The sequence below is a fragment of the Streptomyces blattellae genome (genome assembly GCF_009709555.1).
Classification (GTDB): domain Bacteria; phylum Actinomycetota; class Actinomycetes; order Streptomycetales; family Streptomycetaceae; genus Streptomyces; species Streptomyces blattellae.
The window spans coordinates 1-19,720 of sequence record NZ_WJBG01000236.1 but is presented as its reverse complement, the minus strand read 5'-3'; the positions used below and the strand labels follow the sequence as shown (position 1 = coordinate 19,720).

Annotated in this window: 17 protein-coding genes, 2 tRNA genes and 1 pseudogene; 9 read left to right on the top strand and 11 right to left on the bottom strand. The window is 70.0% G+C overall.

Annotation, left to right across the window (positions count from 1 at the left end):
- The first annotated feature begins 175 nt into the window (after positions 1–175).
- Together GFH49_RS34685 and GFH49_RS34680 are read left to right on the top strand one after the other, a co-directional pair.
- Complete coding sequence (locus GFH49_RS34685; RefSeq protein WP_155060036.1) at positions 176–1,081, top strand: RNA polymerase sigma factor SigF; 906 nt, start codon at positions 176–178, stop codon at positions 1,079–1,081.
- A gap of 125 nt (positions 1,082–1,206) precedes the next feature.
- On the top strand, positions 1,207–2,043 hold the full coding sequence (locus GFH49_RS34680; protein WP_155060035.1) for a hypothetical protein: 837 nt from the start codon (positions 1,207–1,209) through the stop codon (positions 2,041–2,043).
- A gap of 29 nt (positions 2,044–2,072) precedes the next feature.
- On the opposite strand, the gene GFH49_RS34675 is transcribed toward GFH49_RS34680, so the two are convergent.
- Positions 2,073–2,270 (bottom strand): hypothetical protein, encoded by a 198-nt coding sequence (locus GFH49_RS34675; protein ID WP_155060034.1) that lies wholly within the window; start codon positions 2,268–2,270, stop codon positions 2,073–2,075.
- A gap of 196 nt (positions 2,271–2,466) precedes the next feature.
- Here GFH49_RS34675 and GFH49_RS34670 point away from each other — a divergent pair, with 196 nt between their 5' ends.
- The 5 genes from GFH49_RS34670 to GFH49_RS34650 all read left to right on the top strand — a co-directional run bounded on the left by GFH49_RS34670 (position 2,467) and on the right by GFH49_RS34650 (position 7,658).
- Positions 2,467–3,024 (top strand): MarR family winged helix-turn-helix transcriptional regulator, encoded by a 558-nt coding sequence (locus GFH49_RS34670; protein WP_155060033.1) that lies wholly within the window; start codon positions 2,467–2,469, stop codon positions 3,022–3,024.
- Between the two features lie 108 nt (positions 3,025–3,132).
- Complete coding sequence (locus GFH49_RS34665) at positions 3,133–5,619, top strand: MFS transporter (RefSeq protein ID WP_521970960.1); 2,487 nt, start codon at positions 3,133–3,135, stop codon at positions 5,617–5,619.
- 107 nt (positions 5,620–5,726) lie between these two features.
- A complete protein-coding gene (locus tag GFH49_RS34660) occupies positions 5,727–6,548 on the top strand; it encodes a YceI family protein (RefSeq protein ID WP_155060031.1) in 822 nt (273 codons plus the stop codon).
- A gap of 28 nt (positions 6,549–6,576) precedes the next feature.
- Entirely contained in the window at positions 6,577–6,855 is a 279-nt protein-coding gene (locus GFH49_RS39585) for a Scr1 family TA system antitoxin-like transcriptional regulator (protein ID WP_196218226.1), read from the top strand.
- A 332-nt stretch (positions 6,856–7,187) separates the two neighbouring features.
- Positions 7,188–7,658 (top strand): PPOX class F420-dependent oxidoreductase, encoded by a 471-nt coding sequence (locus GFH49_RS34650; protein ID WP_155060030.1) that lies wholly within the window; start codon positions 7,188–7,190, stop codon positions 7,656–7,658.
- Positions 7,659–7,837: 179 nt separating this feature from the next.
- Here the strand turns inward: GFH49_RS34650 and GFH49_RS34645 are convergent, their stop codons facing one another.
- The 7 genes from GFH49_RS34645 to GFH49_RS34615 all read right to left on the bottom strand — a co-directional run bounded on the left by GFH49_RS34645 (position 7,838) and on the right by GFH49_RS34615 (position 17,794).
- Complete coding sequence (locus tag GFH49_RS34645) at positions 7,838–8,614, bottom strand: TetR/AcrR family transcriptional regulator (RefSeq protein ID WP_155060029.1); 777 nt, start codon at positions 8,612–8,614, stop codon at positions 7,838–7,840.
- A 96-nt stretch (positions 8,615–8,710) separates the two neighbouring features.
- Complete coding sequence (locus tag GFH49_RS34640) at positions 8,711–10,225, bottom strand: MFS transporter (RefSeq protein WP_155060028.1); 1,515 nt, start codon at positions 10,223–10,225, stop codon at positions 8,711–8,713.
- Positions 10,226–10,343: 118 nt separating this feature from the next.
- Entirely contained in the window at positions 10,344–12,557 is a 2,214-nt protein-coding gene (locus tag GFH49_RS34635; RefSeq protein WP_155060027.1) for an ArnT family glycosyltransferase, read from the bottom strand.
- A complete protein-coding gene (locus tag GFH49_RS34630; RefSeq protein WP_155060026.1) occupies positions 12,554–14,080 on the bottom strand; it encodes a bifunctional glycosyltransferase family 2/GtrA family protein in 1,527 nt (508 codons plus the stop codon). The genes GFH49_RS34635 and GFH49_RS34630 overlap by 4 nt, the downstream gene beginning before the upstream one ends.
- 14 nt (positions 14,081–14,094) lie before the next feature.
- Entirely contained in the window at positions 14,095–15,957 is a 1,863-nt protein-coding gene (locus GFH49_RS34625) for a sensor histidine kinase (RefSeq protein WP_155060025.1), read from the bottom strand.
- Positions 15,954–16,694: a response regulator transcription factor gene (locus tag GFH49_RS34620; RefSeq protein WP_196218225.1), complete on the bottom strand. Its 741-nt coding sequence runs from the start codon at positions 16,692–16,694 to the stop codon at positions 15,954–15,956. Before GFH49_RS34620 ends, GFH49_RS34625 begins: the two co-directional genes overlap by 4 nt.
- A gap of 218 nt (positions 16,695–16,912) precedes the next feature.
- The gene (locus tag GFH49_RS34615; RefSeq protein WP_155060023.1) at positions 16,913–17,794 is read right to left on the bottom strand and encodes a DUF2797 domain-containing protein; all 882 of its coding nucleotides are present in this window, start codon (positions 17,792–17,794) and stop codon (positions 16,913–16,915) included.
- 30 nt (positions 17,795–17,824) lie between these two features.
- On the opposite strand from GFH49_RS34615, the gene GFH49_RS41320 reads away from it, so the two are divergent.
- Positions 17,825–18,079 (top strand): hypothetical protein, encoded by a 255-nt coding sequence (locus GFH49_RS41320; protein WP_155060022.1) that lies wholly within the window; start codon positions 17,825–17,827, stop codon positions 18,077–18,079.
- Positions 18,080–18,245: 166 nt separating this feature from the next.
- Here GFH49_RS41320 and GFH49_RS34605 read toward each other — a convergent pair whose 3' ends face one another.
- A complete protein-coding gene (locus tag GFH49_RS34605; RefSeq protein WP_155060021.1) occupies positions 18,246–18,752 on the bottom strand; it encodes an NUDIX hydrolase in 507 nt (168 codons plus the stop codon).
- A gap of 133 nt (positions 18,753–18,885) precedes the next feature.
- Here GFH49_RS34605 and GFH49_RS41315 point away from each other — a divergent pair.
- Positions 18,886–19,023: pseudogene (locus GFH49_RS41315) on the top strand (NUDIX hydrolase); the annotation flags it as partial.
- 151 nt (positions 19,024–19,174) lie between these two features.
- Here the strand turns inward: GFH49_RS41315 and GFH49_RS34595 are convergent.
- Together GFH49_RS34595 and GFH49_RS34590 are read right to left on the bottom strand one after the other, a co-directional pair.
- A tRNA-Arg gene (locus GFH49_RS34595) sits at positions 19,175–19,247 on the bottom strand.
- Positions 19,248–19,417: 170 nt separating this feature from the next.
- Positions 19,418–19,508: transfer RNA gene (locus GFH49_RS34590), tRNA-Ser, on the bottom strand.
- Between the last annotated feature and the right edge of the window lie 212 nt (positions 19,509–19,720).

Here is a 19,720-nt window from a genome sequence, read left to right as displayed (position 1 = left end):
TTATCCAGGGCGGATTCGAGTCTCACATGTCGACATGTCACTACAGCGTGTTGCCGACATGTGACATTCTGCGGGAAGTGCGTTTGCCGGAGCTGCGGCTCCGGTATTCAGGTGAAGGCTGGCGTTCCTCGACGGAGCGCTCGCCGCGACCGTCCCGCGACCCAAAGGGGGTGGCATGTCCGCAGACAAGGGCAGCTCGAAGGTGCTCACGCTCACAAAGAGCGAGGCAGCGCCCGAGGCGCACGCCGCGCTCGGCCCCATCGACGAGGTTGAGGTCGTCCTGGAAGCCGCACCGGCCCCGGAGATCCCCGCCCCGGAGACCATCGACACCCGCACCCTGTCCCGCTCCCTTTTCCTGCGGCTCGCCGCACTGGACGAGAACAGCCCTGAGCGCGCATACGTCCGGGACACGCTGATCGAGCTCAACCTCCCGCTCGTGCGGTACGCGGCGGCCCGCTTCCGCTCGCGCAACGAGCCCATGGAGGACATCGTCCAGGTCGGCACCATCGGCCTGATCAAGGCGATCGACCGCTTCGACTGCGAACGGGGCGTGGAGTTCCCGACGTTCGCGATGCCGACGGTCGTCGGCGAGATCAAGCGGTTCTTCCGTGACACGTCCTGGTCGGTCCGGGTGCCCAGGCGGCTGCAGGAGCTGCGGCTCGCCCTCACCAAGGCCAGCGACGAGCTGTCGCAGAAGCTGGACCGCTCCCCGACGGTCACCGAACTGGCCACGGTCCTGGGCGTGTCCGAGGAGGACGTCGTCGACGGCCTCGCGGTCGGCAACGCCTACACGGCCTCATCGCTCGACTCCCCGGCCCCCGAGGACGACGGCGGCGAGGGCTCTCTCGCGGACCGCCTCGGCTACGAGGACAGCGCCCTGGAGGGCGTCGAGTACCGCGAATCCCTCAAGCCCCTGCTCGCCAAGCTGCCGCCCCGCGAGCGCCGGATCATCATGCTGCGCTTCTTCGCCAACATGACCCAGTCGCAGATCGGCGAGGAGGTCGGCATCTCCCAGATGCACGTCTCCCGGCTGCTGACCAGGACGCTGGCACAGCTGCGGGAAGGCCTCATCTCCGACTGAGGCCGCAGGAAAGGCCGGATCACCAGCAGGGCCGCACCAAAGGCCACACCAAAAGCCGCGCCAAAGGCCGCACCAAAGGCCGCCCGGGGCTTCCTATTTGACGAAGCGTCAGCCACCATGGCGCGATGCTTCGATCGACGTGGAGGACGTGGACGGCGTGGACACATGGCCGCCGGGGCGCCGCGATCGGCGCGTCGGCGGCCGTCGTCTGCCTGGGCGGGATGCTGGCCGCATGCGGGGCCCAGGGCGGCGGCGACGGGTATGTGGCGACCGGTTCGGCACCTCAGGCGTCCGGGGAGGCCGTGCGGCCGACCGGCGATGTGAGCCTGGTGCCGCTCGATCCCGAGACACAGGCACCGCTCTCGGAAGGGCCGGCCGATTCGCCGGGCGCGGGCGGAAGCTCGAGCGGCCCTTCGGTCCGGGAAGGGCCCTCCGGGGCGGACAGCCCGGACCCCGCCCCGTCCACCGGGACGGAAGCCGCGACCGGTGCCGAGACCGGTGCCGAGACGGAGGCCGGGACCGGGGTCGAGACGGCGGCCGGGACCGGGGTCGAGACGGCGGCCGGTACCGGGGCCGAGGGCGCCGAGTCCCCCCGTACCCCCGCGACATCGCCGCCACCATCAAGCGGCGGCAGCAGTCCTACGGCATCCCCCGCGCCCGCCGCGCTCACCTGGTCCGAGCCGGAGCGGGAGCCCACGGACGAGCGCTGGTGCGAGAAGGTGACCGTCGACTTCCACAACTCGGGCGGAACCGCGGTGCGTTCGGGCACGGTGACCTTCGAGACGCACATCATCGGCCTGCTCGGCATCGACTGGGGGACCGTCGAGTCGACCGAGGAGCTTCCGGTGCCGGTCAGGGCCGGGGCACGGAAGGAACAGAGCTGGACGGTGTGCGTCGACGAGTGGCGGGTGCCGTTGGGCATGCACATCGAGACGCGGGACGTGTCCGTCCAGTGGAAGTGAGGCGGGTCCGCGTAGGTTCGGCGGCCTGACTACATCAGCGCGAGCCACGCGACGGCGGCCACGACGGCCACCGCGACGACGGCACCGATGATCAGGCCGATCCGGGGGCCCGAGGAGGCCGCCGCCGCCTGCTGCCGGCCCCGCGGGGCCTCGTCGACGAACGCGCGGAACATCTGAGTGCTGCCTGCGGGGTCGTGGTTGCCCTGGGGGCCCTGGGTGTTAGCCATGCCCCGAGACCCTAGCGAATCGAGGGTGGCCGCCCAAGCGGGGGATCCGTTCCTCGCACAGAACCTTCGCCACCGGCGCGTTTACAGCCGCAATACTTGCCTTTGCCAAGTTTTTATGCCGAACTTACGCCCGTTTGTTTGCCCATGGCAACCACCCCCCTTATGGTTGCCCTAAGCAACGAAAGCGGGAGGTGTGATGGCCGAGCAGACGCAGTACGAGGAACTGGCCCGCCAGCTCAGCGCCTTCGCGGCCGTGAGGCGGGAGATGGGACGGATTCTGCCGTCCGAATGCCCCAGCGGCTCCGCCGCCGTACTGATGCTGCTCGGACACGACGGCGACATGCGCATGAGCAGGCTCGCGGAGCTGCTCGCCGTGGACATGTCGGTGACCAGCCGCCATGTCGCGCACGTCGCCGAACGCGGCTGGATCGAGCGCTCCCCGGACCCGGCGGACAAGCGCTCCCGCATCCTGCGCCTCACCCCCGTCGGCCGGGCGATGGTCGACGAGCTGACCCGGCGGACCACCGAGCTGCTCGCCCACCGCCTGCACGACTGGTCCGACGACGAGGTCGGCCGGCTCACCCTGCTGATGGCCCGGCTCAGGGACAGCTTCGGCGACTGCCGGACCGCGTCCCGGCCGCAGGGCCCGCCCCCGCCGCAGGCCCCGCCCCGGCCGCAGGCCCCGCCCCGGCCGCAGGCCCCGCCCGGCCCTCCCGCGTTCGACGAGACCACCCGTACACCCGCGAGCACATAAGAGCGAGCACGTAAGAGAAGGAAGCCCATGGCAACGACCACACCAGCCGGTGTGCGGGCTCACGCCAAGCACGGGGGAGGCTCCCAAGGCTCCGCCGACGGCGCTCCGATGACGCACCGGCAGATCATGGAGGCCCTGACGGGCCTGCTGCTCGGCATGTTCGTCGCGATCCTGTCGTCCACGATCGTCTCCAACGCCCTGCCCGACATCATCCAGGACCTCGGCGGCGGGCAGAGCGCCTACACCTGGGTCGTGACCGCGACGCTGCTGGCGATGACCGCGTCCACCCCGCTGTGGGGCAAGCTCGCCGACCTGTTCTCCAAGAAGCTGCTGATCCAGCTGGCGCTGGTGATCTTCGTGGTGGGCTCGGCGGCGGCCGGTCTGTCGCAGAACCCGGCGATGCTGATCTCCTTCCGCGCCGTCCAGGGCATCGGCATGGGCGGTCTGTCGTCGCTGGCCCAGATCATCCTGGCGGCGATGGTCGCCCCGCGTGAGCGCGGGCGCTACAACGGCTACCTCGGCGCCACGTTCGCTACCGCGATGGTCGGCGGCCCGCTGATCGGCGGTGTCATCACCGACACCGACTGGCTGGGCTGGCGCTGGTGCTTCTACGTCGGCGTGCCTTTCGCCGTGATAGCCCTGATCGTGCTGCAGCGGACCCTGCACCTGCCGGTGGTCAAGCGGCGGGCCAAGGTCGACTGGGCCGGCGCCTTCTTCATCACGGCCGGGGTCTGCCTGCTGCTGGTCTGGGTCACCTTCGCCGGTGACAAGTACGACTGGGTGTCCTGGCAGACGTACGCGATGGTCGGCGGTACGGTCGCGCTCCTCGCGATCTTCGTGCTGGTCGAGGCGAAGGCGAGCGAGCCGATCATCCCGCTGCGGATGTTCCGCAACCGCACCATCACGCTGACCTCGCTCGCCTCGCTGTTCGTCGGTGTCGCGATGTTCTCCGGCACGATCTTCTTCAGCCAGTACTTCCAGCTGGCCCGGGACAAGTCGCCGACCATGTCCGGCGTCATGACCATCCCGATGATCACCGGCCTGTTCGTCGCCTCCGCCGTCTCCGGCCGGATCATCACCCGCACCGGGCGCTGGAAGGCGTGGCTGCTGGTCGGTGCCGTGCTGCTGACGGCGGGCCTGGGCCTGCTCGGCACGATCCGGTACGACACCGAGTACTGGCACGTGGCGATCTTCATGACCATGCTGGGGCTCGGCGTCGGCATGATGATGCAGAACCTGGTGCTGGCCACGCAGAACCAGGTGGACCCGAGCGATCTGGGCGTGGCCAGCTCGGTGGTGACCTTCTTCCGCTCCCTCGGCGGTGCGGTGGGCGTCTCCGCACTCGGCACGGTCCTCAGCCACCGGATCACGCACTACGTCGAGCAGGGCGCCGCCACCCTCGACCCGCAGTCCGCCGCCGCGGTCACCGGTTCCTCCTCCACCGGCAGCATCCCGGACCTGGACGCCCTGCCCGGCCCGGTCCGCACGCTCATGGAGAGCGCCTACGGCCACGGCATAGCGGACGTGTTCCTCTACGCCGCGCCGGGCGCACTGCTCGCCCTGCTGTTCGTGCTGTTCATCAAGGAGGTTCCGCTGAAGACGAAGGGCGCGATGGCGCAGAACCCCGGGTCCGAGTCCGAGAAGACCCCGGCCGAGGCGACCGCTGAAGCTCCGGTCGGCGAGAAGGTTCCGAGCAATGTTCCGAGCAAGGTTCCGAGCTGGGCCGTCGCCGCAAACGCCGAGGCCGGTCCCGGTGCCGGTCCCGAGGCCGGTCCGGAGGGCACGCAGAAGCTCGCCGCCGTCGCCACGGTGGCTCCGCCGCGGGAGCATTCCGGCGGCATACCGGTCCGCGGCCATGTCCGCGGCGCCGAGAGCGCGCCCGTCCCGCAGGCCGCCGTCACGCTGATCTCCCTCGCCGGGCGCCAGCTGGGCCGCTCGGTCGCGCAGGGCGACGGCTCCTACGCGGTGGACGCGCCGGGCGCGGGCTCGTACGTCCTGATCGCCTCCGCCGACGGGTTCCAGCCGCAGGCGTCCACGATCGTGGTCAACGGCGAGCCGTTGTCGTACGACATCCTGCTCAGCGGCACCAGCGGGCTGAACGGTGTCGTGCGGGCGGTGGCGACCGCCCTTCCGGTCAAGGACGCGATGGTGATCGTCACCGATGTGCGCGGGGATCTGCTGGCCACCCAGGTCACCGGTGAGCAGGGCGAGTTCGCTTTCACCGAGCTGGTGCCGGGTGCCGTGACCGTCGCGGTGAACGCCGCCGGGTTCCGGCCGCGTGCCCTGCCCGCCGAGGTGAGCGGCACCGGGGTCACCCGGATCGAGGTCGACCTCGACGCGGGCGCGCAGGTCCAGGGTGTCGTACGGGCCCCGCACGGTCCGCTGGCCGACGCCCGTGTGACGCTGCTCGACGCGGCGGGCAACGTGGTCGGCACCGCCACCACCGGCACGGACGGGGCGTACGCCTTCACCGACCTCGACGGCGGGGAGTACACCGTCATCGCGACGGGCTACCCGCCGGTCGCGACGGCGCTGACCGTCTCCGGTCGTGGAGCCGACGCCCACGACATCGAACTCGCCCACCCGGGCGAGTAGCCGGAACCCCGGCCCGTGCCGGGCGCGCGCCCTGGGTGGAGGTGCGCGTTCGGCACGGGCCGGTCCGCTCTATGGCCAATTTGCAAGGTTTCGCAGGGAGTTGACGGATGGGACTGACCGCGAAGATCCGGACGCGGGACGGATGGGCCGTGTCGCACGCGGTGGTCACGGTGACCGACATGACCGGTGCGCAGGTGGTGCGGGCGGAGGCCGACGAGGAGGGGGCCGTGCGGGATGCGACCGCGCTGACTCCCGGGGCGTACACGGTCATCGTCACGGCTGTCGGCTACGCGCCCGCCGCCGCCAGCGCGATCGTCACCGCGAGCGGCCGGGCCGACGTGGGCACGGTGACGCTGGCCCGGCAGGGCGGCGCCGAGCTGCCGCCGCCCGGGCCCTGGACCATCGACCCGGCGCACTCCCGCGTCAGCGCCGTCGCCCAGCATCTGGGGATCTCCAGCGTGCACGGCCGGTTCACCGAGTTCGCGGGCCTGATCGAGGTCGCGCCCGACGACGTCGCCAAGTCCCGGGTGGAGGCGGTGATCCGGGCCGCGTCCGTCGACACGGGGAACGCGATGCGGGACGGGCATCTGACGTCCGCGGACTTCCTGGACGTGGCGACATACCCCGAGATCACCTACCGTTCGACGGGCCTGACGCCGGCAGGTCCGGACCGCTGGACGGTCCACGGCGAGCTGGGCCTGCACGGCGTCGTACGACCCGTCGACCTCGACCTCGCCTACCTCGGCACCGGCGCGGACCCCTGGGGCGGCACCCGGGCCGCCTTCCGTGCCACGACCCGACTGCAGCGCGAGGACTTCGCCATGTACTACAACGAGGTGGTCCAGGCGGGCATCGCGGCGGTCGGTACGACGCTGAAGGTGGAGCTGGACATCGAAGCGGTACAGGGCGAGTCGCTGCCGCAGGCATGACGCTGCCTCAGGCATGACGTGGCTGGTGATGACTCAGACCTCATCCGCCCACCTCGAACCACAGCAGCTTCCCGGCACCGCGATCCAGCAGGCCGCCCCCGAGGGACCGGCCGCCCCAGCAGTCGGCTGGACCATACGTACGGGCCCGTACCCGCCCTCGACACAGCACAGCTCGACGCGGCCCCACGGCAGCGAACTCATCCACTCCGTCGCACAGTTGGCCAAGTACCGACTCATTCTCGACCGCATGCAGAAAGCCGCCCTGGAGCCCGGGGCCTCGCGCGACCTCATCCACCGCCGGAACTGACCCAGTACACGCACCGGTTCGCCTCCGTGTGGGAACGTGACACCACCCGGCAGATCACGCTGGTCGGATCCGCGGCCGAGCGGCTGGAATCCGGCAGAGACGTGTCGTACGGCTTCTCCCTTGAACGCCCCTCGTACCTTTCCTCGGCACTGGTGACCTGTTCTCCGAACCATTCGAAGCCCGACCTGGCCTGTCCGGCCGGGCGTCGGTGACGTCCGTACGCTCGGCCTGCCATGACCACAGCCCCCAACCTAGGCTCAGCTCAGCAGGGGCAGGCCGAGCCGTGCCCGTGCCCGTGCCCGTGCCCGTGCCCGTGCCCCTAGGCTGACGGCATGGCACCGAACATCGCGACCAATACCCGCGTCTCCCTGGACGGGTTGCTGGACTTCGTACGGACCCGGCATCGCGCGATCCTGTTGACCCGGCGGGGCGACGGGAGCCCGCAGGCGTCGCCGCTCACCTGCGGGGTCGACGACTCGGGGCGAATCGTGGTCTCCACCTACCCCGAGCGCGCGAAGACACGCAACGCCAAGCGGGACGAGCGGGTCAGCCTCCTCGTGCTGAGCGACGACTGGAACGGGCCGTGGGTCCAGATCGACGGGACCGCCGAGGTCATCGACTCGCCGGATTCCGTGGAGCCGCTCGTCGAGTACTACCGCAACATCGCCGGGGAGCACCCGGACTGGCACGAGTACCGGGAGGCGATGGTGAAGCAGGGCAAGTCGATCATCCGGGTCACGCCCGAGCGGTGGGGGCCGGTGGCGACGGGCGGGTTCCCGGCACGGCTGGCTCCGCAGGGCTAGGCGGGCGCGCTGGAACCGCGGCTCCAGCGCGCCCGCTGCGGGCTCCGCCCCAGACCCCCGTCGACCTGAACGGCCTCGTCCTCAAACGCCGGACGGGCTGGGAGATGTCACCCGGTGCCGAGAGTGGCGGGCGCCTTCCCGCAGGTCGATTCCGGCCGCCCCCGACAGCACCCGCCTGCTTACGGCCGCTCCGCCCCAGCAGCCCTCACCATCGCCTCGATCCCCGCGATCAGCAGCTCCAGCGCGAACTCGAAGTCCCGCTCTCGCATCTCCTCCACGGTGTCACCGCCGCGGGCCGCCATGAGGTCGGCGGACTCCTGGATGACCTCGGCGGCGTCCGGGGACCGGGTGACCGCGCTCATCGCGTGCCGGAAGTAGTCGTCCTGGGTCATGCCGGCGTCCGCGCAGCGGGCGATGAAGTGGCCCTCGATCGTGCCGTATCCGTACACGAACTGGAAGACGGCCGAGATGGCGCCGGTGAGTCCCCGCGCGGGCAGGCCGGTCCGGCGGATGACGCGCTGGACGACCCGGGAGAACGACAGCGAGTTCGGGCCGATGTTCAGAAACGTCCCGGCGAGCGGTGACAGCCACGGGTGCCGCACCAGCAGGCCCCGGTACTCCCGGGCCAGCGTGCGCAGCTGATCGCGCCAGTCCTCGCCCTCCGTGTCCGGGTCAGGCAACCGCAGTTCGCCGAAGGCCGCGTCCAGGGCGAGTTCGAGCAGGTCGTCCTTGGTGTCGACGTACCAGTACACGGACATCGCCGTGACGTTCAGCTCCCCGGCCAGCCGCCGCATGGAGAACCTGCCCAGCCCCTCGGCATCCAGCAGCCGGACGGTGACCTCGGTGATCCGGTCACGATCGAGCCCGGAGGGCTGCCCGCCGCCACGCCCGCCACGCCGTGCCTTCCCCTCCAGCCAGACGCTGGTACGCGCCGCCCGCTGGGCTGACTTGCTCATGGCGCACCTTCCTGAGTCTCCTGATGCCGGTCGCGCGGGGAACTGCGCGACCGACCACATACAAACCGCACTCGCGAGACGACCGCACCACCCGAACTAGTGGGCGACCAACACCCCCGAGTCTGCCCTTTCCGCACGTCGCAGCAACGCCGCCGCGACCACCCCACCCAGCAACACCGCCAACGCCCCCACCAGCTGACTGGTCTGAAGCCCAGAAGAAAACGCATCCGTTATACGCTCCTTCTCCTCCGCAGACCCCGCCGAAGCCAACGCCGCAGGCAAAGACGCCGCCGCCACCGGAATCAACGCGGCAAACCGCGAGTTGAGCACGGCCCCGAGCACGGCCACCCCGAGCCCGTTCCCGAACTCCGCGAGCGTGCCGTTGACGCCGGCACCGACTCCCGCCTTCTCCCGGGGAATCGCACTCATGATGGCGTGCGCCATCGCCGGGTTGGCCACAGCGCATCCCACTCCGATCAGCAGCAACCCGAGCAGCGTCCCGGCATAACCGCCGGAGGCCAGCGTGGCGATGGACACCAGTCCCGCCGACATCAGCACCATGCCCAGCAGGATGGACACCGGTGTCCCCAGCTTCGCCGTCCACTTCGCCGACAGCCCCGAGAAGTTCAGCGCCACCACGGACAGCGCGAGCGGCGCCGTACGCAGCCCCGCCTCCAGCGCGTCGTAACCCAGCACGAACTGCAGATGCTGCGTCAGCAGGAACAGCGCCCCGCCCATCCCGAAGGTGATCAGCACCGCCCCCGCCACCGCACCGGTGAACCGCTGGTCCCGGAAGAACTGCATGTCGAGCATCGGATACGGAATCCGGCTCTCCCAGTACGCGAACATCCCGAGCACGACCACGGCCAGCGCACCCGTGCCCAGCACCCGCCCGGACGTCCACCCGTGCTCGGGCCCGGAGATGATCGCGAACACCAGCGAGGACATGCCGATCGTGGACAGCAGCGCACCGAGCAGGTCGGGGCGGTCGCCGCGCTCCGGGGGTCCGGGGGTTGTCCCCCGGGAAAATACAGCCTTGGACTCGGGGACCAGGGCGATCACGGCGACGAGGCCCAGCGCGGCGACCGGCAGGTTGATCAGGAAGATCGCGCCCCACCAGAAGTGGTTCAGCATGAACCCGCCCAGCAGCGGCCCCGCGGCGAAGCCGAGCGCGTTGACGGCGCTCCAGATGCCGATGGCTTTGGGGTGCTCCTCCGGCGCGAATATCTGCATGGCCACGGCGAGCGTCGTGGTCAGCAGCAGCGCACCGCCCACCCCCATACCCGCCCGCGCCGCGATCAACTGCCCGGTGGAATCGGCGAGTCCGGCGGCCAGCGAGCCGATGCCGAACAGGGCCAGGCCCGCGATCAGCATCTTCTTACGGCCGTAGCGGTCGGCGGCGCTGCCCGCGGTCAGCAGCAGGCCCGACTGCACCAGTGAGTACGCGTTGATCATCCATTGGATGTCGGAGGTGGCGGCGCCCAGCTCGGTGGTGAGCGAGGGGATCGCCACGTTCAGCACGGTGTTGTCGATCAGCACGGTGAGCTGGGCGAGACAGATGACGCCGAGGATCAGCCAGCGCTGGGGATGGCCCTGGGGGGACGTGGTCATGCTGTACAGCGTAGAACACTTCCTATACGGCGTACAGCAGAGATGTGGGTGAGGAGGGAGAAGGGGGAGGGGCGGTGGCGCCATCGCCACCGCCCCTCCCTCGCTCACCGGAGCACTGTCAGTTACTGCTGCTGCTCGCCTCCTGCGTCAGGTCGTAGAACGTCGACGAACCGACCGTCACCTTCGTGAAGTTGGCCTCGACCCACTCCGTGATCTGCGAGGACGTACCGCTGCTGCTGCCGCCCATGCCGCCGCCGCCGGAGCCGCTGGAGATGAAGTAGTGGATCTTGCCGTCGGCCACGTACTGCTTGAACTGGGCCAGCGTCGGGGACGGGTCGGTGCCGTTGAAGCCGCCGATCGCCATGACGGGTTCGCCGGTGGAGAGCTGGTAGCTCGCCGCGTTCTGGGCGCCGATGGCCGCGGCGGCCCAGGTGTAGTCCCCGGCGTTCGCCTCCAGCAGCTTCTTGGCCTCGTCGGAGACGGTGGCGCCGTTGAGCAGGCCGCCGACGCCGCCACCGCCCATGCCGCCGCCCTCGCCCGTCTGCCCGCCGGGCATGCCGCCCTGCTGGTTCTGGCCCTGGCTCTGGCTCTGACTGTTGCTGTTGCTGTTGCCGTTCTGGCCCGGCATGCCGCCACCCGGTATCCCGCCGGTGCCGCCGGTCGGGGGCTGGCCCATGCCGCCGCCCTGCTGGCCCTGACCCTGCCCCTGTGTGTTGCCGTTGCCGTTCCCGTTGCCGTTCTGGCCCGGCATCCCGCCGCCCGTGCCGCCGCCACCGCCACCAGGACCGCCGCCCATCATGCTCGCCCCGGCCGGGCCGGCCGTGACGATGGAGCCGGTGTGGCCCTCCTGAAGCGTGCTGATGGTGTACGCCGTCGGACCGGCGACGGCCGCGACGAAGCTCAACCCGGCTGCCGCGAGGGCCAGTTGACGGCCCAGCCTGGCGACGAAGATCAGGCCGAGGGCGCCGGCCAGACCGCCGACCAGGACCAGCCACTTCAGCCAGGGGAGGTAGTCCGGGGTGCGGTTGAGCAGGACGTAACCCCAGACCGCACTCGCCACGACCGCGGCGGCGAGGGCGAGCGAGGCCCACATCTCACGCCGCTTCTCCCACAGCGTCGTGGCGCCCATGCCGATCACGGCCGCCATGTAGGGGGCGAGGGCCACCGTGTAGTACTGGTGGAAGATGCCGGCCATATAGCTGAAGACGACCATGGTGATCAGCAGCGAGCCGCCCCACACCAGGAACGAACCACGGGTCACGGACGTCCGCTTGAGCTTGCGCGTGGCCACCAGGCCCGCGATCAGCAGGATCAGGGCCGCCGGAAGCAGCCAGGAGATCTGGCCGCCGATCTCGGAGTTGAACATCCGGTCCCAGCCGGTCTCCCCCCACTGGCCGGTGTTCCCGCCGCCACCGCCTCCGCCGACGCTGCCGGTCTCCTCGCCGTTCAGCCGGCCGAGGCCGTTGTAGCCGAAGGTCAGCTCCAGGAAGCTGTTGTTCTGGGAGCCGCCGATGTAGGGGCGCGAGGACGCGGGCCACAGTTCGACGATCGCGACCCACCAGCCGCCGGAGACGACGATCGCGACCGTCGCCAGCGCCAGCTGCACAAACCGCTTCCGCACCGTCACCGGCGCGCACACCGCGTACACGATCGCCAGCGGCGGCAGGATCAGGAAGGCCTGCAACGTCTTGGCCAGGAAGGCGAAGCCGATCGCGACTCCGGCCCACACCAGCCACTTCGTACGGCCGTCCTCCAGCGCCCGCACGACGAAGTAGCAGGCGACCGCCATCAGCAGCGCCAGCATCGCGTCCGGGTTGTTGAACCGGAACATCAGCGCCGCGACGGGGGTGAGCGCGAGCACGACGCCCGCGATCAGACCGGCCGCGGGGCTGAACCGGCGGCGTACGGAGGCGTAGACGACGGCGACCGTGCCGACGCCCATCAGGACCTCAGGGGCCAGGATCGCCATGGAGCTGAGGCCGAAGAGGCGCACCGACAGGGCCATCGGCCACAGTGCGGCCGGGGGCTTGTCGACGGTGATGGCGTTGGCCGCGTCGAGCGAGCCGAAGAAGAAGGCCTTCCAGGACTGGCTGCCGGCCTGGACGGCGGCGGAGTAGAAGGAGTTGGCGTAGCCGGATGCGCTCAGGTTGTAGAAGTAGAGCGCCGCGGTGGCGAGCAGCAGGCCCCAGAACGCCGGGCGCACCCAGCGGGGGTCCTCGGGCCGGCCGCGCCACAGTCTCCGTACGAACGGCTGCTTCGGCTCTCCGGCCGCCGGCGCCGGCGGAGCGATGGGCTCCGTGACGGCCGTACCGGCTGTGTAGTACGTGGTCATCGTCGGTCCCTCGGATCAGTGTCGGCGGGACGCACGGGCTGCAGCCGCAACGTCGCGTCCTTCCAGGAGCGGTCCGCGGCTTCACCGGCGCGGACCGGGGTGGAGTCGTACGGGGTGCCGTACGGGGTGCCGTACGGGGAGTTCTGGTGCGGCGGCCTCGGGCGCTGGGGCAGCGGGGCCGTGCGGTGGGGAGTGGGCGGGGTGGGCACGGGCGGAGTGGGCGCGGGCGTCGCGGGCAGGGGCGTCGTGGGCAAGGCGACCACGGTCGACGGCCGGTCCTCGTCCCGCTGGTCCGGGAACACCCACGCGCGGAACAGCAGGAAGCGCAGCACCGTCGCCGCGAGGTTGGCGGCGACGAGGACCGCCAGCTCGGTGGTGTGCCCGGGGTCGCTGGACGCCGCGTTCAGCGCGGCGAGCGAACCGCTGGTCAGAATCAGGCCGATGCCGAAGACGACCAGGCCCTGCGCCTGGTGCTTGATGGCACCGCCACGGCCGCGCACCCCGAACGTCAGCCGCCGGTTGGCCGCCGTGTTGGCGATCGCGGAGACCAGCAGGGCGAGCGCGTTGGCGATCTGCGAGCCGGAGAACTGCCGGAACGCGGTGTAGAGGAGGAGGTAGAAGAGGGTGGACAGGCCGCCCACGACACAGAATCCGACCAGCTGGCGGGCCAGCCCCTTGGGTACGTCCTGGATCTCGCGGTCCCGCGGGTCGTCGCCGAACGGCCGGACGAGCCGGTCCAGCGACAGCGAACCGGTGGCCAGGGCCTTGCCCACCCGCCAGACACCCTTGAGGTCGTCGGTCGCCGTCTTCACGATGTGGACGGTGGAGTCGGGGTCGTCGACCCAGTCGACGGGCACTTCGTGGATACGGAGGCCCGCGCGCTCGGCGAGCACCAGCATCTCGGTGTCGAAGAACCAGCCGGTGTCCTCGACGAGGGGCAGCAGAACCTGGGCCACATCCCGGCGGATCGCCTTGAAGCCGCACTGGGCGTCGGAGAAACGGGCCTGGAGCGAGCCGCGCAGGATCAGGTTGTACGTCCGGCTGATGAACTCACGCTTGGCACCCCGTACCACGCGGGAACTCCGGCTGAGCCGGGAGCCGATCGCGAGGTCCGAGTGACCCGAGATCAGCGGCGCCACCAGCGGAAGCAGCGCGTTGAGGTCGGTGGACAGGTCGACGTCCATGTAGGCGAGGACCGGCGCGTCCGAGGCGGACCACACGGTGCGCAGGGCCCGGCCGCGGCCCTTCTGCTCCAGCCGGACCGACCGCACCTCCGCCAGCTCCGCCGCCAGCCGGGACGCCACCTGCGGGGTGGTGTCGGTCGACGCGTTGTCCGCGATCGTGATGCGGAAGGCGTACGGGAAGGTGCGCTTGAGGTGCTGATGGAGTCTCAGCACACACGGCTGGAGGTCCTTCTCCTCGTTGTAGACGGGGATCACTACGTCCAGGACAGGCGTACCGGCGTCCCCGGCCGGGAGGTGCTCCCGCGCCGGCAGGGAGCCGGGAGAAGAGTCGGTTCGCATGGAACCGACTCTTCTCAAGTCGCCTGTTGCACCGGTGTGGTGGAACTGTGCTGTGCCTGTGAGTGCGGTTGCCGATATGTTTCGGGCGCCGGGCCGAGCGTCTGCAGGTCGGACGTCCGCGGGTCGAGCGTCCGCGGGTCGGACGCGCAGGGGTCGGGCGTCCGCGGGTCGGACGCGCAGGGGTCGGGCGTCCGCGGGTCGGACGTGCAGGGGTCGGACGTCCGCGGGTCGAGCGTCCGCGGGTCGGACGTCCAGGGGTCGGGCGTGTGCGGGCCGGGCGTCTGCGGGTCGAGAGCAGGCAGATGCACGGTGAAGACCGTGCGTCCCGGGACACTGTCCACGGTCACCGCACCGCCGTGCGCGGTCGCGACGGCCTGCACGATGGCGAGCCCGAGGCCGGTCGAGCCGGAGGCACGGGACCGTGAGGAGTCACCGCGCGCAAACCGTTCGAAGACATGCGGCAGCAGATCGGGCGGGATGCCCTCGCCGTCGTCCTCGACGTCCACACACATCCAGGGCCCGCGCCGCTGAATCCGCGCGGTGACGGTCGTACCCGGCGGAGTGTGCTTGCGCGCGTTGCCGAGCAGGTTGATGAGCACCTGCTGGAGCCGGGCCGCGTCCCCCGAGACCAGGGCGGGTTCGTCGGGCAGGTCGAGGCGCCAGTTGTGATCCATGCCCGCCGCGCGGGCGTCGCTGATGGTGTCGACGACCAGCGGAATGACGTCGGTCTGCTCGAACTGCAAGGGCCGTCCGGCGTCGAGCCGAGCCAGCAGCAACAGGTCTTCCACGAGCAGCGTCATCCGGCCCGCCTCGGACTCGATCCGGCCGAGCGCGTGCCGGGTGTCGGGCCCGACCTGCTCTCTGCCGCGTCTGGTCAGCTCGGCATACCCGCGGATCGAGGCGAGTGGCGTACGCAGCTCATGACTGGCGTCCGCGACGAACTGCCGCACCCGCGTCTCACTCTGCTGCCGTGAGTGCAGCGCCCCGTGCACGTGGTCCAGCATTCTGTTGAGCGCCGCACCGACCTGACCGACCTCGGTATGCGGATCGGTCTCCGACTCGGGGACACGCTCGCTGAGGTTGACCTCGCCGGTGTGCAGGGGGAGTTCGGAGACACGGGTGGCGGTGGCGGCGACCTTGCGGAGCGGGCGGGTGGCCACACCGACGAGAACCGAACTCGCGATACCGGCGGCTATCAGGCCGGCACCGGTGACGCTCACCTCGACGAGGATGAGCGTGTTGACGGTGCTGGTGACCGTGTCGGTCGGCAGGGCGACGTAGTAGGCGGCGGCGCTGTCGACACTCTTGACGTACTGCACGCGGTAGTCACCGAGGCCGGGAAGGGACACGGTGTGCGGCTTGCCGTCCTGGGAAACCCCGTTGAGCACGGTCATCTGGGCGTCGCTCAGGTCGACGGCCGACATGTCCCTGAGGTAGTCGCCGTCGTCGCCGGAGTCCTGCTCGGCGACGACCGCTCGGGTGACCTTGCCGTTGGTGCCGACCTGGGCGGCCACGGTCTTCGCCTGCGTCGGCCCCATGGTGACGAATTCCTCAAGCCGGTCCGTCGTCGAGGCAGTGTTCGAGGAAGTGTTCGTCCCCTGATCGTCCGCGCCCGGCTCCCCGCCGGGCCTCGCGGGCGCCGAAATCCGCTTCCCCGCGTCGTCGACCTGTCCGTCCAGCTCCTGGTACAGATGCGAACGCAGAGCCAGCGTCGTCACGGTCCCGATCACCGCACACACCACGGCGATCAACACCACCGACGCGACGACAAGCCTCGTCCGCAGGGTGCGAGGTCGTCCCTCCCCCACTCTCGACTTCGCTTGAGCGGGGGGACCCCCACGTCGCTTCTGCGGACGCGGCCGTCGTCGTCCGCTCACGAGGACGCGGGCTTGATCAGGTAACCGGCACCGCGCCGGGTGTGGATCATCGGCTCCCGCCCCGCGTCGATCTTCCGCCGCAGATACGAGATGTACAGCTCGACGACGTTGGCCTGCCCGCCGAAGTCGTACGACCACACACGGTCGAGTATCTGCGCCTTGCTGAGCACCCGCCGGGGATTCCGCATGAGGAACCGGAGCAGCTCGAACTCGGTGGCCGTGAGGTGGATGCTGTCGCCGGCCCGGCTCACCTCGTGGCTGTCCTCGTCGAGGGTGAGGTCACCGACGACGAGCACGGAGTCGGAGCGACGGTCGGCGGCACCGGAGCGGCGGATGAGACCGCGCAGCCGGGCGACGACTTCCTCCAAGCTGAACGGCTTGGTGACATAGTCGTCACCGCCCGCGGTGAGCCCGGCGATCCGGTCCTCGACCGCGTCCTTGGCGGTGAGGAACAGAACGGGAACGTCCGGCAGCTCCCGCCGCAGCCGCCCGAGCACGGCGAGCCCGTCCATGTCGGGCAGCATCATGTCGAGAACGACGGCGTCCGGACGGAACTCCCGCGCGGTCTGAACGGCGCCCTGGCCGTCCCCCGCGCTGCGGATCTGCCAGCCTTCATAGCGAAGAGCCATGGACAACAGCTCGGTGATCGACAACTCGTCGTCCACCACAAGCACTCGGACGGGGCTCCCGTCCGGCCTCAGCAGTTCGGTGCGCCCCTGGGGCGAGGTCGTGGTCATAGCGGACACCTTGTCGGGGCCCTCTGAGAACACCATTTCCGGAACCTGTGATTTTCCTGAGAAAGCACAGGTACCTCTCAGGGAGCACCTGGGAATCGCTACGAAACCCCGGCAACGACTGAGCTTCACCACGGGCAGCCACTCTGCCCCCGCCCACGCGGCACACGCCCCGCCCCGCCCCGCACACGCTCCGCCCGGCACACGCTCCGCCCCTCTCTCTAGAACAACCCGTCCTGGACCGTCACCTCCACCGTCACCGTCTTGAACTCCCGAACCGGCACGGTGAGTTCATCACTCGCCACCGGCACCAGCTGCCACCCGGTCATCACCCGCGTATCCAGCACGACGCCCCTGCCCCCGTTCTCCAGATGCAGATCGGGCCCCGCGGCCGCCACGAGCCGCCCGCTCACGGCCCCGCCCGGGACCAGCTCGCTCACCTCACCGACAGGGTTGGGAAGGCCGGCGAGCCCGAACACCTCGACGTGATCGACGGGGCGATACGGCTCACGGGCCAGGGACTCCGGCCACCCGCCCAGGGCCACGGCCCGCGCATGCAGCTCGCCGAGCTCGGCCGCCCGCTCCTCGGCCGTCCCCGCCAGGCCGGACCGCACGGCCCGCTTGTCGCCGTACGGAATCCGGTCCGGCACCCGGAGTGCCGCCCGCAGCAGTTCCTCGGTGCGCCGCGCGGCCATCAGCGGGCCGAGCCCCAGCCAGCTGAAGCACACGGCTCCCTGCTCCAGCAGCCGCGCGGATCCCCGCTCTTCGGCGGTGATGCCGACCTTCACCATCCCTGGCCCGAACCACGCCAGATATACGTGATACGGCCGCGGATCGTCGGCCATCGTGTCGGCGGCCACGGAGTGCGCCCGGTCCAGCCGCGCGCACGTCTCGCACCGCGCCCCCGTACTCCGCCCCGGCACACCCGCCCGTACCGGACACGCATTCCCCCGTGCCCCCACACACTCCCGAACACCCCCGTCCGTGACCCCGAAGGCCACCCTTTTCCCCCTGGTCAGCGCACTGCGCCGACCACCGTCCCACACGAGCACGGGACCAGCCGCCGACCACCGCAGCCCCGAGCACTTCCATGCTTGTGCCATCGCCTACGACTGTAGAGGCAGCCACTGACAATGCCGCTCCACCAAGATCGCCCGCGCTCAGCCCAAGGACTCGGCAGCAGCAGCGGCGGCCCCGGGCTCCCCGGCCACCGCAACAGGCGTGGCGACCTCGGCCGTACGCCGCCCGCCTCCACAACCTCTTCGCTCTTCGCCGACTACTCCACCGCCGAAATCGCCGTACTGAACGACTGGTTCACCCCCACGACCGGTCTGGCACGGACGTCCATCGAGGAACTCCACGCCCTGCACGACACGCAATCACCCTGACGCCCACGAGCACGACTTCCGCGGCGGTACCGCTGATCGCAACACCCATGCCCTGGGCGCTGCCGAACGCCCTGATCCCGGCCCCTACGCGGTGACGTCCACCGCGATACTCACCCTCCACCGGAATCGTCTCGTTGCCGTCAGTCCCGTCCCTCCGGCCGGCCGATCAACCGCCCGGCCATGTGCTCGGCCGAGCCAGGTAACGCCTCAGGGCGTCAACCCCGTCGGGTACAAAGGTCCACTGTCGAAGCGCCTCCTGCAGCTCGCTCTCAGTGACCCAGCCGTACCAGGCGATCTCCGCCGAGTCAGGGGCGATCATCTCCGTCACTACGGCTTCATGCACGCCGAGCCAATAGGGACTGATCACCCCTCCACACAAGAACTTGAAGACGAACCGCACCGGCGCCTGGACGCCCAGTTCCTCGGTGAGCTCGCGGGCCGCCGCCTCCTCGTACGTCTCCCCGACCTCTGCGGCCCCGCCGATCAGCCAGTTGTACTGCCCCGGGAATCGGGACACGTCCTCCTGTCTTCGATGCACCAGGATGCGGCCCTCCGGATCACGACAGACTGTCGTCGCGACACGGTGCAGCCAATGGTTCTCGATCGCTTCGTCCCGTTCCACGACGCCGAGTACCTGATCCTGCTCGTCCACCCGCTCCACCAGTTCGCTCACGGCGCCCACGATCGCAGGGGCACGACAGCACAGCGCACCGAGCCCTGATCTTCGTTCGCTCTACGTCACCGGGGCTTCGCGCCTTTTCGAAGGGCGTCACCGTAAGACCGTCCCGTCAGACGGACACGAAGCGATCGTGCGTCTCGGGCACCTGGCCGTGGCCGCCGTGATCCGTGATCGCCAAGAGGTCCTGATGGAGTCGCCCATGGGCCTGGTCGAAGAGGGCGAGACCCAGAAGAGGACGACTCCTGCCTGTGCCCGGCAACTCCTCGTAGGACTCCCGCAGATGGCCGTCCGAGTACGTGACGGCGCTGCGTGCCCAGCTCGCCCAGCAGCTTGCCGACGTGAAGGCTGCGGGCGGCCATTGAGCGCGCGCCCAAAACGTCAGGGGCCCCGGATTACTCCGGGGCCCCTGGCCTATGTGCACTCGGCAGGATTCGAACCTGCAACCTTCTGATCCGTAGTCAGATGCTCTATCCGTTAAGCTACGAGTGCTTGTGTGTTTTTGTTTTTGTCGCCGTTCTGGCCCTTCTGGGCTGCTCGCGGCGACAGGAAGAACATTACATGACTGCCGTCGCCATGTGAAATCCGTTTGCCGCACCCCTTGTGACCTGCGAAAACGACCGAAGCCCCGGTCAGTGGACCGGGGCTTCGGTGATCTTGCGCGGAGGCGGAGGGATTTGAACCCTCGATGGGCTTTAAGGCCCAAACCGCATTAGCAGTGCGGCGCCATAGACCGGACTAGGCGACGCCTCCCGCACAGCCGCTCGCGTGAGCGCGAGTGGTGCGTGCAGATGATGACACAGTCGAGCGGGGTGTCACCAATCGCCCCCCACGGTACTAGGCAGGCAGGCCGCAGGGCAAAGGGGTTGAGGTGCGGCGGGGCGGGGCGCAACCGCGGGGGCCGTACGGCGTTAGTCAGGTCATGTTGCAGGTCACCCGGGTCACCCGGATTCTCCTTACCGCCG

Coding starts and splice junctions, on each gene's coding strand:
- GFH49_RS34670 (WP_155060033.1), top strand. CDS start 2,467: ATGGCCGAGCAGACGCAGTACGAGGAACTGGCCCGCCAGCTCAGCGCC.
- GFH49_RS34645 (WP_155060029.1), bottom strand. CDS start 8,614: ATGAGCAAGTCAGCCCAGCGGGCGGCGCGTACCAGCGTCTGGCTGGAG.
- GFH49_RS34665 (WP_521970960.1), top strand. CDS start 3,133: ATGACGCACCGGCAGATCATGGAGGCCCTGACGGGCCTGCTGCTCGGC.
- GFH49_RS34620 (WP_196218225.1), bottom strand. CDS start 16,694: ATGACCACGACCTCGCCCCAGGGGCGCACCGAACTGCTGAGGCCGGAC.
- GFH49_RS34615 (WP_155060023.1), bottom strand. CDS start 17,794: ATGGCACAAGCATGGAAGTGCTCGGGGCTGCGGTGGTCGGCGGCTGGT.
- GFH49_RS34630 (WP_155060026.1), bottom strand. CDS start 14,080: ATGCGAACCGACTCTTCTCCCGGCTCCCTGCCGGCGCGGGAGCACCTC.
- GFH49_RS34660 (WP_155060031.1), top strand. CDS start 5,727: ATGGGACTGACCGCGAAGATCCGGACGCGGGACGGATGGGCCGTGTCG.
- GFH49_RS41320 (WP_155060022.1), top strand. CDS start 17,825: ATGCCGCTCCACCAAGATCGCCCGCGCTCAGCCCAAGGACTCGGCAGC.
- GFH49_RS39585 (WP_196218226.1), top strand. CDS start 6,577: ATGACTCAGACCTCATCCGCCCACCTCGAACCACAGCAGCTTCCCGGC.
- GFH49_RS34680 (WP_155060035.1), top strand. CDS start 1,207: ATGCTTCGATCGACGTGGAGGACGTGGACGGCGTGGACACATGGCCGC.
- GFH49_RS34675 (WP_155060034.1), bottom strand. CDS start 2,270: ATGGCTAACACCCAGGGCCCCCAGGGCAACCACGACCCCGCAGGCAGC.
- GFH49_RS34685 (WP_155060036.1), top strand. CDS start 176: ATGTCCGCAGACAAGGGCAGCTCGAAGGTGCTCACGCTCACAAAGAGC.
- GFH49_RS34635 (WP_155060027.1), bottom strand. CDS start 12,557: ATGACCACGTACTACACAGCCGGTACGGCCGTCACGGAGCCCATCGCT.
- GFH49_RS34640 (WP_155060028.1), bottom strand. CDS start 10,225: ATGACCACGTCCCCCCAGGGCCATCCCCAGCGCTGGCTGATCCTCGGC.
- GFH49_RS34650 (WP_155060030.1), top strand. CDS start 7,188: ATGGCACCGAACATCGCGACCAATACCCGCGTCTCCCTGGACGGGTTG.